This window comes from Massilia sp. DJPM01, from assembly GCF_030348125.1.
Lineage (GTDB): Bacteria > Pseudomonadota > Gammaproteobacteria > Burkholderiales > Burkholderiaceae_D > Telluria_A > Telluria_A frigida.
This window is the reverse complement of sequence record NZ_JAQOZV010000019.1, coordinates 74,336-88,634: the sequence shown is the minus strand read 5'-3', so window position 1 is coordinate 88,634 and position 14,299 is coordinate 74,336. Positions and strand designations below refer to the sequence as shown.

Genomic DNA, 14,299 nt, shown 5'->3' with positions numbered 1-14,299 from the left:
GCTATGATCGACCGTAATTGCAACATCGACGATTTCGGCCATGAGAGTGACAACATGAAATTGCGCTTCTGGGGCGTGCGCGGCTCGATTCCTTCGCCGGGACCGCGCACCGCCCGCTATGGCGGCAACACCACCTGCATCGAAGTCGGCACCGACGACGGCACCCTGATCATCCTCGATGGCGGCACCGGCATTTTCGCGCTGGCCCAGGACTTGCTCACGCGCTTGCCGGTGAACGCGAACATTTTCATCACCCACAGCCACTGGGACCATATCCACGGCCTGCCCTTCTTCACGCCGCTGTTCATTCCCACCAGCCGGGTGTGCCTGCACGGAGCGCGCGACGAGGCCACCGGCCAGGGCATCGAACACATCATGGGCGTGCAGCTCCAGAACAGTTATTTTCCCGTCGGCGAAGCGCAGATGGCGGCCACCATCGAATACCGCACGCTCGAAGTCGGCGTGGCCGTCGCGGTGGGCGACGCGCTGGTCGACAACGTACTCATGAACCACCCGGTGACCAATCTGGGCTACCGCATCAGCTGCAACGGCAAGTCGCTGTTTTTCACGGGCGACCATGAACCCTTCTACAACCTGTATGCGCAGGACGATGCGCGCCATGCGCCCTACCAGCTGCGGATGGAACAGCGCCAGCGCGACATCGACCGCGCCATGCAGGGCGTCGATGCGCTCATCTACGATTGCTCGTACACGCGCGACGAATACCCGTCCAAGCGCGGCTGGGGGCACGGTACCTTCGACGCCGCGCTGGAAGCCGCGGTGCGGGTCGGGGCGCGCACCCTGTACTGCACCCACCATGAACCGACCCGGGGCGACGACGAACTCGAAGCCGTCTTCGCCGATGCGCTCCAGCGCCACGGGCCGCTGCCCGCCGGCCTGCGCGTGGTGCTGGCCTACGAAGGCCTGGAAGTCGCATTGAACTGAACCTGGCTCACCTGTCGAAAGCGAAAACACCCATGAACGAAGCGGCAAGCGGCAAGCAAGGTGGTCACGACGAAGACACGGGCGCGCGCCTGGACTTTTCCAGAAGGCTGCAGGCGGTCACGAACAAGATTCATGCGACCGCCAATCTCGATGAAATCATGCTCGACCTGGGCATGGATTTTTGCGACCTGTTCGACTGCGACCGCTTCACCCTGTACGCGGTCACGCCCGAAAAAGACCATATCGTCTCCAAGGTCAAGACCGGCCTGACCACCTTCCGCGAGCTGCGCCTGTCGATTTCGCCGAGCTCGATCGCCGGCTTCGTGGCCATGAGCCGCAAGCCCCTGAACATCCGCGATGCCTACGACGAGGAAGAACTGCAGCGCCTCGCGCCCGGCCTGCACTTCCAGAGCGGGGTGGACCAGCGCACCGGTTACCGCACGCGCGAGATGCTGGTGGCGCCGCTGCTGACGGTGCAATCGCACGAACTGCTCGGCGTGATCCAGTTCATCAACAACCGCAAGGGCGGGCCGTTCTCCCTGGTGTGCGAAGAAGGCGTGCGCGATCTGTGCGAGACCTTGTCGGTGGCCTTCAGCCAGCGCCTCAAGCCGCCGCAAACGGTGCGCACCAAGTACGCGGGGCTGGTGCACGAAGCGGTGCTGTCGGCGCCCGAGCTGGAACTGGCCACGCGCTCGGCGCGCAAGAAAAACCTCGATATCGAAGAAGTGCTGATCCGCGAGTTCCAGGTGCGCGCGCAGGCGATCGGTGAATCACTGGCGAAGTTCTTCGGCACGCCGTATGAGCCGTACAAGCCGGACCGGCTCAAGCCGGGCGAGCTGCTGCGCAACCTCAAGGCGCAGTATGTCGAAGAAAACCAGTGGCTGCCGCTCGAAGAAACCACCGAGGGCCTGGTGGTGATGGCGCTCGACCCGGAGCGCATCAACACCAGCAAGATCGTCAACCAGATCTTCCCCAAGGCGAAAGTGGTCTACCGCGTGACCACGCGCGAGGAATTCCGGCGCACCGCCGAACAGTTCTTCGGCGCCGCCGTCGATGCCGAAGGCGGCTCGGTGGGCGAGCTGCTGTCCGGGATGGACCAGGACGACATCGATGGCGAAGGCACGCTGGAGGTGTCGGCCGCCGTCGAAAATGAACTGGTCAAGCTGCTCAACAAGGTGATCACGGATGCCTACCGCCAGGGCGTGTCGGACATCCACATCGAACCGCTGCCGGGCAAGGGCAAGACCGGCATCCGCTTTCGCAAGGATGGCTCGCTGGTGCCCTACATTGAAATCCCGGCCAGCTACCGCAATGCGCTGGTCGCCCGCGTGAAGATCATGTGCGACCTCGATATTTCGGAGCGGCGCAAACCGCAGGACGGCAAGATCAAGTTCAAGAAATACGGCCCGCTCGACATCGAACTGCGGGTGGCGACCATTCCCTCGTCGGGCGGGGTGGAAGACATCGTGATGCGGATCCTGGCCGCCGGCGAGCCGATCCCGCTCGACAAGCTGGGCGTGCTGCCGTTTAACCTGGAGCGCCTGCGCGCGGCCATCGAAAAACCGTATGGCCTGTTTTTCGTGTGCGGGCCGACCGGCTCGGGCAAGACCACCACCCTGCATTCGGTGCTCAGCCACCTCAATACGCCGGACACCAAGATCTGGACCGCCGAAGACCCGGTCGAGATCACCCAAAAGGGGCTGCGCCAGGTGCAGGTCAACCGCAAGGCGGGGCTCGATTTTGCGACCGTGATGCGGGCGTTCCTGCGGGCCGACCCGGACGTGATCATGGTCGGCGAAATGCGCGACAAGGAAACCGTCAGCATGGGCATTGAAGCGTCGCTCACCGGCCACCTGGTGCTGGCGACCCTGCACACCAACAGCGCGCCGGAATCGATCGTGCGCCTGCTCGACATGGGCATGGACCCGTTCAACTTTGCCGACGCGCTGCTCGGCATCCTGGCGCAGCGCCTGGCCAAGCGCCTGTGCTCATCGTGCAAGGTGGCCTACCATCCCGACGCGGCCGAGGTGGAGCTGATGCTCACCGAATTTTGCACCGAACTGCTCACGACCGAGGCCTTCATCGCCGACCCGGACGCGGGACGCGCGCAGGTGCTGGCCGGGTGGCGCCAGCGCTATGCCAACGCCGACGGCCAATTCACCTTGTACCGCGCGCTCGGCTGCGCCGAGTGCAACAAGGGCTATCGCGGGCGGGTCGGCCTGCACGAACTGATGATCGGCACCGACAAGGTCAAGAAGCTGCTGCAGGAGCACAGCCGCGTGGCCGCCCTGCTCGCGGCGGCCCTGGAAGACGGCATGATGACGCTGAAAATGGACGGCATCGAGAAAGTGCTGTCCGGGATCACCGATATCAAGATGGTGCGCCAGGTGTGCATCAAGTAAGGCGGCGCCTTACTGCATGATGCGCACCACCTTGCCGACCACCTGGTTGGCGCGCACGAAGCCCCAATAGCGGCTGTCGTAACTGTTGTCGCGATTGTCGCCCATGACGAAGTAGTGGCCGGGCGGGACCTCGCATTGCATCGCGCTGGCGTCGTGCACACAGTTTTCTTTCAACGCGAAATCATCGGGCTCCTTGGCGCTGCGGGCGTCGCCCGTGCGCAGCAAGGTTTGAAAGCGCACGTTGCCGAGTTGCTCTTCCATGCGCTGGAAGGCCACCAGCTGTTCCGGGTCCAGATACGCATCGAGCTCGCGCACCCGCGTGGCAGCGCCGTTGACGAAGAGCTGGCGGTCGCGGTACATGACTTTATCGCCCGGCAAACCCACCAGGCGCTTGATGTATTGCTGGCTCGGATCACGCGGGAAATCGAACACGATCAGATCGCCCCGCGTCATCGGCGCGGAAATCGGACGCGATGCGAAGGTAAGCCCGAAGGCACTGACATGCCCGTACCCCCATTTCTGCACGAGCAGATTGGCGCCCGCTTGAATGATCGGCGCCATCGACGCGGACGGCGCGCGGAAGGCCTCGTAAAAGCAAGCGCGCTGGCCGACGACGACCACGACATATGCCAGGGCGATCGCCAGCAGGGCATACCAGCGCGTGGACGCGTGCCTCACCGCACGCGCCGGCGCTCGCCCGGCCAGGCTGTAGGCAGCCGCCATGCACACCACCGCAAACAACACCTGAAGCGCCACCATAACAGGTGCGGAGCGCGATCCGGGTAGCAGGAAAAAAATTGCGCACGCGAGCACCAGGGCACCGCCGAACAGCAGCGCGGCCAGGCGCGGCGCGCCGGCGTAGACCAGACCGAGCGGGGAGAAAAAGATGTTCAGACCAGTGGCGATCCACTTGTTCGGCGTCCAGTTCACGGCATTCCTTCACGATAATGTGCGGCATTCTCTCATGCAATTATGATCCGCCAGCAATATCGTTGCCAACGTGGCACAATCGCGATTCACTCATCCACCATCAAGGCCATGTACTCCTCCACGTTCATTTTCGGCACCAAACATCTCGACGAAGAATTTCATCAGCTCGACAAACTCATCGCCGACGCGGCCAAGGCACTGCCCGGCTATCTGGGTGAAGAAGCGTGGGAAAATCGCACGACCGGCTTGTTCTCCAACGTGTATTACTGGGAGAGCCTGGAAGCGTTACAGGCGCTGATGCAGCACCCGGCACACCTGCAAGCCAAGGCGGCCCAGGCCAGATGGCTCGATGGCTATCACGTGGTGATTTCGGAGGTCGTGCGCACGTATGGGAATGCGGAGCTTGGACACCGCATGAACGTACCAGCCGTCAATCCTTGAACGCATCCAATGAAGGGGAGATTGTTTCGTGCGGCTTTGTGACGTGCGATGGCAGCCCTGTCGACATACGCACCGGCTAAAGCGCCGAGCGCGGGCAGCGATTGACAGCGCCACCGCTGCGGCGCTACTCTGTGATTCCGCCCCGCCCCACCGCTGCCGCGATTGATGACGATGCTCCAGGCATTTCCCTTTCCGATCCGAACAGAATGCCCGCCAGGCGCCTGCGTGTGCCAGCGCGACGTCTTGCTCGCCGACGCCGACAGCGACACGCGCATCCTGCGCCTGACGCGCGAAGAAGAAAAGAAGCTGCTCGCGCACATCGACACTATCGCCAGCTACGACGAGCTGAACAAACTGGCCGAGCGCCTCAACAGCCAGCTCGGGGTGGTGCTGCGCATCACCCCGAGCAACAATGAAGTGCGCAGCGCGCGCGGCCTGAGCATCGTGCTGGCCGAGCGGCCGGGCCTGTGCCGCAAGACCCGCCAGGCGGTCCCCACCGCGATCCGGCGCTGCCTCGACAGGCATCCGGAAATCATCTACGCCATCCTCGACGCGCACGACTTGCTCGGTCCCAACTGACACGGCGCCGGCCCGCCGGTTCGGCCCGCACGCGTGAGCGGGATCAAGCCAGCGTTGCCATAAAATCTACATGCTAATGGTTTTCGCCGACCGCGATGACGGGAACCCCATGCAATCGCCTACCAAATACGACGCACTGGTCGCGGACGACCTGCTGTCCGCCGCCGAGCTCGAACACGCGCGCCGCGCGGCACACGCCCAGCTGCTCGACCTCGAAGAAGTGCTGGTCAAGGACTTTCAGGTGCCGCTGGAGGCCATCGGCAAAGCGCTGGCACGCCACTTCAAGGTGCCGTACGAGCCGTTCCTGCCGGGCCGCATGAAGCCCGCGTACTTGCTCAGGAACCTCAAGGCCCAGTACGTCGAAGAAAACCAGTGGCTGCCGCTCGACGAAAACCAGGACGGCCTGCTGGTCCTGGCGCTCGATCCGGAACGGGTGCGCGCCAGCCGCATCGTCAACCAGGTCTTCCCCAAGTCCACCCCGGCCTGGTGCGTGACCACGGGCGCCGAATTCCGGCGCACGCTGGACCAGTTCTTCGGCACCACCGCGCGCAGCGACGGCAGTTCGCTGCGCGAGGTCCTGTCCGGCATGGCGCACGACGACAGCGACGGCGAAGCCGTGCAGCCGGTGTCGCAGGCGGTCGAGAATGAACTGGTCAAGCTGGTCAACAAGGTGATCATGGATGCCCGCCGCCAGGGCGTGTCCGACATCCACATCGAGCCGCTGCCGGGCAACGGACGCACGGCGATCCGCTTCCGCAAGGACGGCGCGCTGGTGCCCTACATCGACATCCCGGCCAGCTACCGCAACGCCCTGGTGGCGCGCGTAAAAATCATGTGCGACCTCGATACCTCCGAGCGGCGCAAACCGCAGGACGGCAAGATCATGTTCCGCAAATACGGGCCGCTCGACATCGAACTGCGCGTGGCCACCATTCCCTCGGCCGGCGGCGTCGAAGATATCGTGATGCGCATCCTCCCGCACGGCGATGCCATGGCGCTCGACCAGCTCGGTGTCCTGCCGCACAACCTGGCGCGCCTGCGGGCGGCGGTCGACAAGCCGCACGGCCTGTTTTTCGTGTGCGGGCCGACCGGCTCGGGCAAGACCACCACCCTGCACTCCCTGCTGGCCTACCTGAACACGCCCGACACCAAGATCTGGACCGCCGAGGACCCGGTCGAGATCACCCAGAAAGGGCTGCGCCAGGTGCAGGTCAACCGCAAGGCGGGACTCGATTTCGCCACCGTGATGCGGGCTTTCCTGCGGGCCGACCCGGACGTGATCATGGTCGGCGAAATGCGCGACCGCGAAACTGTCGGCATCGGCATCGAGGCCTCGCTGACCGGGCACCTGGTGCTGGCCACGCTGCACACCAACAGCGCGCCCGAATCGATCGTGCGCCTGCTCGACATGGGCATGGACCCGTTCAACTTCGCCGACGCGCTGCTTGGGGTACTGGCGCAGCGCCTGGCACGGCGCCTGTGCAACGCGTGCAAGGAGCCCTACCGCGCTGACGATGCCGAGATGGCGCAACTGCTGGCCGAATACTGCGCCGAGCTGCCCCACGCCAGCGCCGCCGGCAGCGCTGTGCTGGACGACTGGCGCGCGCGCCATGCCGGCAGTGACGGCCACTTCACCCTGTTTCGCGCGCGCGGCTGTGCCGGGTGCAACCGCGGCTACCTGGGCCGGGTCGGCCTGCACGAACTGATGATCGGCACCGACAATATCAAGCGCCTGCTGCAAGAGCGCGGCCGGGTCGCCAGCCTGCTCGCCGCCGCCCTGGACGACGGCATGCGGACCCTGAAAATGGATGGCATCGAAAAGGTCCTGCTGGGCATCACCGACCTGCGCACGGTGCGCCAGGTATGCATCCGCTAGCGTGCCGCAGCGGCTGGGCGAAAAAAAACCGCAGGTCGCAACCGGCGGCTCTTTTTTGTCAGGCGCGTGCCTGGCTTACATGATGTGGGTACCGATCCACCAAGCCACCGCCGCCATGAAGGCCGACGCCGGGATCGTGAAAATCCAGGCCCACACGATATTGCCGGCCACGCCCCAGCGCACCGCCGACATTTTCTGCGACGAACCCACGCCGACGATGGCGCCGGTGATGGTGTGCGTGGTCGAGACGGGAATACCGAAATAGCTCGACAGGATCAGCGTGATCGCGCCGCCGGTTTCGGCGCAAAAGCCGCCCACCGGTTTGAGCTTGGTGATCTTCTGGCCCATGGTCTTGACGATGCGCCAGCCGCCGAACAGCGTACCGAAGCTGATCGCCGCGTAGCACGAGATGATGACCCAGCTCGGCGGCGCCTTGTCGGCGGCGTCGGTGTAGCCGCTGGCGATGAGCAGCATCCAGATGATGCCCATGGTCTTTTGCGCGTCATTGCCACCGTGGCCCAGGCTATACGCTGCGGCCGATGCCAGCTGCAGGCGGCGGAACCAGGTATCGACCTTGCGCGGCGTCGATTTGACGAACACCCACGCCACAATGAGCATGATGATCGAGCCCAGCGCAAAACCGAGCAGCGGCGCGACCACGATGAAGATGACGGTCTTGAGCAAGCCCGCGCCAACCAGTGCACCGGTGCCGGACTTGGCCACCGCGGCGCCCACCAGGCCGCCGATCAGCGCGTGCGAGGAGGAGGAAGGAATGCCGTAATACCAGGTGATCAGGTTCCAGATGATGGCCCCGACCAGGGCCCCGAAAATGACGTAGTGGTCCACCACCTTGGGGTCGATGGTGCCCTTGCTCAGGGTGGTGGCCACGTGCAGGCCGACCACGCCGATGGCGATGAAGTTGAAGACGGCAGCCATGGCCACCGCGCTCTGCGGTTTGAGCACGCCCGTCGAGACCACGGTCGCGATCGCGTTGGCCGCATCGTGGAAGCCGTTCATGAAGTCGAACAGCAGCGCCAGCGCGATCAACATGCCGAGCACGTAAATGCTGATTTGGATATGTTCCATGCTCGTCCCGCTTACGCGTTTTCGACGATGATGCCTTCGATGATGTTGGCAACATCCTCGCAGCGGTCGGTGACGGTTTCGAGGATCTCGTAGATTGCTTTGAGCTTGATCAGGTTGCGCACGTCCGGTTCATCGCGGAACAGCTTCGACATGGCGGCGCGCATGACATGGTCGGCGTCCGATTCGAGGCGGTCGATCTCTTCGCAGATGGCGACGATCTTTTGCGAGTTGTCCATGTTGTGCAGCAGGCCGACGGCTTGCTCGACTTTCTGGCAGCAGGCCAGGCACAGTTCGGCCAGGCGCTTCGCTTCCGGCGTCACCGCTTTCAGGTCGTACAGCGAAACCGTCTGCGCCGCATCTTCCATCAGGTCGAGGATGTCGTCCATGCGCGTGATCAGCTTGTGGATGTCGTCGCGGTCGATCGGGGTGATGAAGGTCTTGTGCAGCATGTCGACCGTGGCGTAGGTGATCTTGTCGGCTTGCTTTTCGATGCTTTCGATCGCGTGGACGCGGTTTTCGAGATCGTCGAAGTTGGTCATCAGGCCAACCATTTCATGCGCGCCCTTCACGCACAGTGCAGCGTGCTGGTTGAAGAGCTCAAAAAATTTGCCCTCGGTGGGCATCAGGCGTCCAAACATGGTTTCTCCGTTAAAGCGCGTTAAAGCGTAATTGATACTGCAGAAGGCCGCCGCTCGTGGCGGCGGCATCGTGATTTAGTCGCCCTGGTAGACCGCCAGGTTACCGCTGTAGTTACCGAATTTGGTGTACTGTCCGATCCAGGTCAGTCGTATCGAGCCAATCGGGCCATTACGCTGTTTGCCGATGATGATCTCCGCGGTGCCCTTGTCGGGCGAATCCGGGTTGTAGACTTCATCGCGATACAGGAAGATGATGACGTCGGCATCCTGCTCGATAGCGCCCGATTCGCGCAAGTCGGACATGATGGGACGTTTGTTGGGGCGTTGTTCCAGCGACCGGTTCAGCTGCGACAGGGCGATCACGGGACAGTGCAGCTCTTTCGCCAGGCCTTTCAGGCTACGCGAAATCTCGGAAATCTCCGAGGCGCGGTTGTCGCCCGGCTGGCTGCCCGTCATGAGCTGGATGTAGTCGATGATGATCAGGCCAAGCTTGCCGCACTGGCGCGACAGGCGGCGCGAGCGCGCGCGCAGCTCGATCGGATTCAATGCCGGGGTCTCGTCGATGTACAGCTGGGCATCGTTCATTTTCTGGATCGCGTGCGTCAGGCGCGGCCAGTCTTCGTCGTTCAGGCGGCCGGTGCGCAGGCGGTGCTGGTCGAGCTGGCCGACCGAACCGAGCATACGCATGGCCAGCTGGGTGCCGCCCATCTCCATCGAAAAGATCGCGACCGGCAAGCCGGCTTCGATCGCCACGTTCTCGCCGATGTTGACCGAGAACGCGGTCTTGCCCATCGATGGACGGCCGGCCACGATCACCAGGTCGCCCGGCTGCAGGCCGGAGGTCATGCGGTCAAGGTCGATGAAGCCGGTCGGCACGCCCGTGATTTCGCTCTGGTTGTCGCGGCTGTACAGTTCATCGATACGCTCGACCACCTGCGTGAGCAGCGGCTGCACCGCGAGCCAGCCTTGCGATCCGCGCGCGCCCTGTTCGGCGATGGCGAAGATCTTGGACTCGGCTTCGTCGAGCATCTGCTTGACTTCCTTGCCTTGCGGGTTGAACGCATTGCCGGAAATTTCGTCGGCCACGGTGATCAGTTTGCGCAGCACGCCGCGGTCGCGCACGATCTCGGCGTAGCGCCGGATGTTGGCCGCCGACGGCGTGTTCTGCGCCATCGCGTTCAGGTACTGCAAGCCACCCACATCCTCGGCCTTGGCGATGTTGGAGAGCGCCTCGAACACGGTGATCACGTCGGCCGGTTTCGACTGGTTGATCAGCTTGACGATCTGCTCGAAGATGATGCGGTGATCGTAGCGGTAGAAGTCGTCCGCATGCATCATGTCGGCAATGCGGTCGAACGCGGCGTTATCGCGCAGCAAACCACCGATCACAGATTGTTCTGCTTCGATGGAATGGGGCGGGATGCGGAGAGCGTCTAGCTGCGGATCGGATGGTGCGTTCATGGCGCGAATTATACCTGCTTCGGGTCAACTGGCTGACATAATTGGGGAGATTCGGGCGTAAAAAAAGCCGGGAAAACCCGGCTTTTTTGTAGTTGCCTTGCAAGCATGATGCTTGCAAGGCAACAATATGACTTGATGTCGCTTAGGCAGCTTCGCCAACAACAGCGATGGTGATCTCGACAACGACGTCGGTGTGCAGGGCGACTGCAACAGCGTGCTCGCCAGTCGTTTTCAGCGGGCCGGTAGGCATGCGTACTTGCGCTTTTTCTACAGCGAAACCAGCTTTCGTCAGCGCTTCAGCGATGTCGAAGTTGGTGACCGAACCGAACAGACGGCCATCGACGCCCGCTTTTTGAGCGATCGAGATGGTCATGCCGCCCAGCTTGTCGCCTTGGGCCTGGGAAGCGGCCAGCTTGGCAGCTGCTGCTTTTTCCAGTTCGGCGCGCTTGACTTCAAATTCAGCGACGGCCGATGCGGTAGCACGGCGAGCCATGCGTTGCGGGATCAGGAAGTTACGTGCGTAACCGTCTTTGACTTTAACAACATCGCCCAGGTTGCCGACGTTAACAACTTTTTCCAACAGAATGATTTGCATAGAGTTTCTCCAGTTTATCCGCAGCGATTAAGCGTGGTGCAGATCGGTGTATGGCAGCAGCGCGAGGTAGCGGGCGCGCTTGATTGCGGTGTCAACCTGGCGCTGGTAGTGCGCCTTGGTACCGGTCAGGCGTGCTGGCATGATCTTGCCGTTTTCCTGGACGAAGTCTTTCAGGGTGTCTACGTCTTTGTAGTCGACCTGTTCAACGTTTGCTGCGGTGAAGCGGCAGAATTTCTTACGCTTGAACAGTGGGTTCTGTTGTTTGCGCTTTTCTTTAAGCTTGAGCTTGTTCTTGTCGAATTTTTTACCGAATGCCATTTGAGGCTCCTGTATCTAAAAATGTGCTGTCGCGTCAGGCGGCGGCACAGAAATCAATGATGTGAAACACCAGGCTTTTGCTGCTGCGGTTCTTCTTGGCCAAAAATCCCGTGAACTGATGCACGGCGCCCAATTCGGCCTGGCTGAATCGTCCCGAAATCTCGCCCGCGGCAAGCGCGGTGATGTCGAATTCGACCAACCTGGCTACCCCTGCTTCCATCTGCTGCGAACTGTGCATCAGAGTGGCGGTCACGATCGGCACGCCGGCCGGGGTATAGCGCAATACGTCGCGCTCGCAAATCAGGGCTACGAACTGGAGTTGATTCACCGGGGTGAGGTCAAGTCGCGTTCAGGGATCCCGGTCAACAATTACGCTGCTGCGGCTGGAGCTGGCGCTGGAGCGGCTGCAGGAGCAGGGGCTTCAGTGCGGTGGCTCTTGGCTGCGTCTTCACGTTGTACCGATTTCATCATCGGCGACGGCGCGGTTTCAGCCTTCTTCATCTTAACGGTGAGGTGACGCAGCACGGCATCATTGAATTTGAACGCGGTTTCGAGTTCCACGAGGGTCTCGTTGTCGCATTCGATGTTCAGGCAGATGTAGTGCGCTTTTGGCAGCTTCTGGATCGAGTAAGCCATCTGACGACGGCCCCAGTCTTCAACACGGTGAACCGAACCGCCGCGCGTGGTTACGCTGGCTTTGTAGCGTTCGATCATCGCCGGGACTTGCTCGCTTTGGTCCGGGTGGACGATAAAAACGATTTCATAATGACGCATGCATAACTCCTTAGGGACGTTTAAACAAATGCCCACCTCGGCGTCAAGACGAGTGTGGGAAGGGAAAGCCGGCAATTATAGCGTGTAATGCAGCAACAATCAAGGACGCAGTGCGGCACTTGTGCGATCGGGCACTGTTCACGGCACGAAGTCGTCGTCCAGCAGTTGGGCTGCGCTGTAGGGGAGTTCGGTTGGAAATGCCTTTGGGGGCAGGCGGGTTTCTCGCGCCGCAGCCAGTACGGCTTGCCGATAGCGGCGCCTGGCAAGTGCTGGAATGTCACGAACAAGACTGGGACTGTCTTGCAACAACTGTGCGATTTCGTCACGCTGGTGGGCAAGCGTATTTAGCCAGCTGCTTGACTTACGCTTGGGCTGATATTGGCACTCAAGCAGGTGAATCGCCACCACCTTCAGGCGGCTGCTTAGCTCCCTGCGATCACGGCCGGTCATGCCCTCAAGCTCCTCTACCAGATTGTCGATATCAAGCTGCCCGAACTGGCGCGCGCGCAACAAACTCACTTGCGGCTCAAGCCACAGCACAAAATCCTCCTCATAACTCACCCGTGGAACCTCACGCCGACCCATGACGCACCTCCTCCGCTGCTTGTTGGACAGCGCCCATCGCAAATAATTCGCCTGTTCGGCCAATTAACCCTTGCATTGCGCGAAATACTGTACAAAAATACAGTCTGTCCATATACACAGTCCCGCATACCGATGATCAAGCTCACACCACGGCAAGAACAAATCCTCAACCTGATCAAGGATGCGATCGAGAACACGGGCTTTCCTCCCACCCGTGCCGAGATCGCCAATGAACTGGGCTTCAAGTCGGCCAACGCGGCCGAAGAGCATCTGCAGGCGCTCGCGCGCAAGGGCGCCATCGAAATTTCGCCCGGCACCTCGCGCGGCATCCGCCTGATCGGCGCCAGCGTCGACGCCATTGCCATGCCGCCGCCGAACCTGCTGATATCGCTGCCGCTGGTTGGGCGCGTGGCTGCCGGTTCGCCCATCCTCGCGCAGGAGCATGTGGAAGCGACCTACAGCGTGGACCCGGCGATGTTCTCGGCGCGTCCCGATTTCCTGCTCAAGGTGCGTGGCTGGTCGATGCGCGACGCCGGCATCATGGATGGCGACCTGCTGGCCGTCAAAAAGGTCGACAGCGCCAAGAATGGCCAGATCGTGGTGGCCCGGATCGGTGACGATGTCACCGTCAAGCGCTACAAAAAGACCGGCTCGCTGATCGAACTGCTGCCGGAAAATCCGGACTTCAAGGTCATCCATGTCGATCCGGCGACCGACGAGTTCGCGCTCGAAGGCCTCGCGGTAGGATTGATGCGCAGCTGGAACTGAGCGTGCGGGCGCTGTTCCACTGCGCCCGTGCCGTCTAGTCGCCCTTGCGCGGCGCCGTCGTCGCCGCTTCGGTGACGATCCGGTTGTGTTCCTTGATATAGGCGTCGGTGGCACTGCGCCAGGCGCCGAAGTCGGCCAGCACCAGCTTGGCCGAGACCTTGGCGTTTTCGGCGATGCCGGCATACACGCCTTCCAGATGCACGCGCGACTGTTCGGCTTCGTCCTTGGTCAGCAGGTCGGCCACCTCCTTGGGAATGCGCTTGGTCAGCGGACTGGCCTCGTTGAGGTTGCGCACGAAGCCGTTGTAGCAATCCTGCCAGGCCGCGACCTTGGCCGACACGCTCTCGATTTCATCGTTCTGCTTCGACATGGCCGGAATGCGCGGCACCGGGCAGCGGAACTGGCCCGCGCTGAGCTCGGCGCCATCGTATTTGGATATCCAGTAATCAAGCTCGGCGCGCCGCGTTGCGCGCTTGTTGATCATCGCGAGCGAGCCGGCGGCGGTCTTGTTGCCCTTGGCCGCCGATTTCTTGAACCAGGCTTCGGCCTTGGCCAGGTCCACCGTCCCCGCCTCGCCGTAAAAATACATTTCGCCCATGTGCAACTGGGCTTCGGCATTGCCGGCGTTGGCCAGCTTGGTGTAGAGCTGCAGCGCTTGCGGATACGATTTTTTCGCGAACAAGGCGTTGGCGTCGGCCAGCTCGTCCGCTTGCGCCACGCCGCCCAGCATCAATGCCAGGCAAAACAGGGATTTCTTCATTGCACGTCTCACGATGGGATGTCCGGATGCGCATCATAACCGGATTGGTGCGGCTCGACAGGGACACCGCTTTGCCGTAAAGTATTATTTTTTGCAACACTTATCACTACTTATGAGCAAGCGAAACAAGAGTGCGGCGCG

The 14,299-nt window shown here is 62.0% G+C and carries 16 protein-coding genes; 6 read left to right on the top strand and 10 right to left on the bottom strand.

The window, feature by feature from the left end; all coding sequences use genetic code 11:
* Nucleotides 1-54 precede the first annotated feature (54 nt).
* Entirely contained in the window at nucleotides 55-945 is an 891-nt protein-coding gene (locus tag PO883_RS14415; RefSeq protein ID WP_289310401.1) for an MBL fold metallo-hydrolase, read from the top strand.
* 32 nt (nucleotides 946-977) lie between these two features.
* Nucleotides 978-3,347 carry a GspE/PulE family protein gene (locus PO883_RS14410; RefSeq protein WP_289310384.1) on the top strand — a complete coding sequence of 790 codons (2,370 nt, stop codon included), beginning with the start codon at nucleotides 978-980 and terminating at the stop codon, nucleotides 3,345-3,347.
* 9 nt (nucleotides 3,348-3,356) lie between these two features.
* Here PO883_RS14410 and lepB read toward each other — a convergent pair whose 3' ends face one another.
* The gene (lepB, locus tag PO883_RS14405) at nucleotides 3,357-4,277 is read right to left on the bottom strand and encodes a signal peptidase I (protein WP_289310383.1); all 921 of its coding nucleotides are present in this window, start codon (nucleotides 4,275-4,277) and stop codon (nucleotides 3,357-3,359) included.
* Nucleotides 4,278-4,385: 108 nt separating this feature from the next.
* On the opposite strand from lepB, the gene PO883_RS14400 reads away from it, so the two are divergent.
* The 3 genes from PO883_RS14400 (at nucleotide 4,386) to PO883_RS14390 (ending at nucleotide 7,173) form a co-directional block, all read left to right on the top strand.
* Nucleotides 4,386-4,718 carry an antibiotic biosynthesis monooxygenase gene (locus tag PO883_RS14400; protein ID WP_233294332.1) on the top strand — a complete coding sequence of 111 codons (333 nt, stop codon included), beginning with the start codon at nucleotides 4,386-4,388 and terminating at the stop codon, nucleotides 4,716-4,718.
* Between the two features lie 171 nt (nucleotides 4,719-4,889).
* A complete protein-coding gene (locus PO883_RS14395) occupies nucleotides 4,890-5,297 on the top strand; it encodes a hypothetical protein (RefSeq protein WP_289310400.1) in 408 nt (135 codons plus the stop codon).
* Nucleotides 5,298-5,406: 109 nt separating this feature from the next.
* Nucleotides 5,407-7,173, top strand: a complete 1,767-nt coding sequence (locus tag PO883_RS14390; protein ID WP_289310382.1) for a GspE/PulE family protein — start codon at nucleotides 5,407-5,409, stop codon at nucleotides 7,171-7,173.
* 75 nt (nucleotides 7,174-7,248) lie between these two features.
* Here the strand turns inward: PO883_RS14390 and PO883_RS14385 are convergent, their stop codons facing one another.
* From PO883_RS14385 to PO883_RS14350, 8 genes are all read right to left on the bottom strand, one after another.
* The gene (locus PO883_RS14385) at nucleotides 7,249-8,259 is read right to left on the bottom strand and encodes an inorganic phosphate transporter (RefSeq protein WP_289310381.1); all 1,011 of its coding nucleotides are present in this window, start codon (nucleotides 8,257-8,259) and stop codon (nucleotides 7,249-7,251) included.
* 11 nt (nucleotides 8,260-8,270) lie between these two features.
* Nucleotides 8,271-8,897, bottom strand: a complete 627-nt coding sequence (locus PO883_RS14380; protein WP_054263945.1) for a DUF47 domain-containing protein — start codon at nucleotides 8,895-8,897, stop codon at nucleotides 8,271-8,273.
* A gap of 75 nt (nucleotides 8,898-8,972) precedes the next feature.
* Nucleotides 8,973-10,358: a replicative DNA helicase gene (locus PO883_RS14375; RefSeq protein WP_167088441.1), complete on the bottom strand. Its 1,386-nt coding sequence runs from the start codon at nucleotides 10,356-10,358 to the stop codon at nucleotides 8,973-8,975.
* Nucleotides 10,359-10,500: 142 nt separating this feature from the next.
* The gene (gene rplI, locus PO883_RS14370; protein ID WP_167088442.1) at nucleotides 10,501-10,953 is read right to left on the bottom strand and encodes a 50S ribosomal protein L9; all 453 of its coding nucleotides are present in this window, start codon (nucleotides 10,951-10,953) and stop codon (nucleotides 10,501-10,503) included.
* Between the two features lie 27 nt (nucleotides 10,954-10,980).
* Nucleotides 10,981-11,271 (bottom strand): 30S ribosomal protein S18, encoded by a 291-nt coding sequence (gene rpsR, locus PO883_RS14365; RefSeq protein ID WP_008450941.1) that lies wholly within the window; start codon nucleotides 11,269-11,271, stop codon nucleotides 10,981-10,983.
* Between the two features lie 34 nt (nucleotides 11,272-11,305).
* A complete protein-coding gene (priB, locus tag PO883_RS14360; RefSeq protein WP_167088443.1) occupies nucleotides 11,306-11,599 on the bottom strand; it encodes a primosomal replication protein N in 294 nt (97 codons plus the stop codon).
* Between the two features lie 41 nt (nucleotides 11,600-11,640).
* Nucleotides 11,641-12,045, bottom strand: coding sequence for a 30S ribosomal protein S6 (gene rpsF, locus PO883_RS14355; RefSeq protein ID WP_054263949.1), 405 nt, complete (start codon nucleotides 12,043-12,045; stop codon nucleotides 11,641-11,643).
* A 138-nt stretch (nucleotides 12,046-12,183) separates the two neighbouring features.
* Nucleotides 12,184-12,630 carry a DUF29 domain-containing protein gene (locus PO883_RS14350; protein WP_289310380.1) on the bottom strand — a complete coding sequence of 149 codons (447 nt, stop codon included), beginning with the start codon at nucleotides 12,628-12,630 and terminating at the stop codon, nucleotides 12,184-12,186.
* Nucleotides 12,631-12,762: 132 nt separating this feature from the next.
* Here PO883_RS14350 and lexA point away from each other — a divergent pair, with 132 nt between their 5' ends.
* A complete protein-coding gene (gene lexA / locus PO883_RS14345) occupies nucleotides 12,763-13,398 on the top strand; it encodes a transcriptional repressor LexA (RefSeq protein ID WP_289310379.1) in 636 nt (211 codons plus the stop codon).
* Nucleotides 13,399-13,432: 34 nt separating this feature from the next.
* On the opposite strand, the gene PO883_RS14340 is transcribed toward lexA, so the two are convergent.
* A complete protein-coding gene (locus PO883_RS14340; protein WP_289310378.1) occupies nucleotides 13,433-14,158 on the bottom strand; it encodes a tetratricopeptide repeat protein in 726 nt (241 codons plus the stop codon).
* Nucleotides 14,159-14,299: the final 141 nt, after the last annotated feature.

Excerpts from the sequence above, each read along its gene's own strand:
- PO883_RS14400 (WP_233294332.1), top strand. The coding sequence starts at position 4,386 with ATGTACTCCTCCACGTTCATTTTCGGCACCAAACATCTCGACGAAGAA.
- rpsF (WP_054263949.1), bottom strand. The coding sequence starts at position 12,045 with ATGCGTCATTATGAAATCGTTTTTATCGTCCACCCGGACCAAAGCGAG.
- PO883_RS14415 (WP_289310401.1), top strand. The coding sequence starts at position 55 with ATGAAATTGCGCTTCTGGGGCGTGCGCGGCTCGATTCCTTCGCCGGGA.
- PO883_RS14375 (WP_167088441.1), bottom strand. The coding sequence starts at position 10,358 with ATGAACGCACCATCCGATCCGCAGCTAGACGCTCTCCGCATCCCGCCC.
- PO883_RS14395 (WP_289310400.1), top strand. The coding sequence starts at position 4,890 with ATGCTCCAGGCATTTCCCTTTCCGATCCGAACAGAATGCCCGCCAGGC.
- PO883_RS14390 (WP_289310382.1), top strand. The coding sequence starts at position 5,407 with ATGCAATCGCCTACCAAATACGACGCACTGGTCGCGGACGACCTGCTG.
- PO883_RS14410 (WP_289310384.1), top strand. The coding sequence starts at position 978 with ATGAACGAAGCGGCAAGCGGCAAGCAAGGTGGTCACGACGAAGACACG.
- lexA (WP_289310379.1), top strand. The coding sequence starts at position 12,763 with ATGATCAAGCTCACACCACGGCAAGAACAAATCCTCAACCTGATCAAG.
- PO883_RS14350 (WP_289310380.1), bottom strand. The coding sequence starts at position 12,630 with ATGGGTCGGCGTGAGGTTCCACGGGTGAGTTATGAGGAGGATTTTGTG.
- PO883_RS14340 (WP_289310378.1), bottom strand. The coding sequence starts at position 14,158 with ATGAAGAAATCCCTGTTTTGCCTGGCATTGATGCTGGGCGGCGTGGCG.
- rplI (WP_167088442.1), bottom strand. The coding sequence starts at position 10,953 with ATGCAAATCATTCTGTTGGAAAAAGTTGTTAACGTCGGCAACCTGGGC.
- PO883_RS14385 (WP_289310381.1), bottom strand. The coding sequence starts at position 8,259 with ATGGAACATATCCAAATCAGCATTTACGTGCTCGGCATGTTGATCGCG.
- rpsR (WP_008450941.1), bottom strand. The coding sequence starts at position 11,271 with ATGGCATTCGGTAAAAAATTCGACAAGAACAAGCTCAAGCTTAAAGAA.
- PO883_RS14380 (WP_054263945.1), bottom strand. The coding sequence starts at position 8,897 with ATGTTTGGACGCCTGATGCCCACCGAGGGCAAATTTTTTGAGCTCTTC.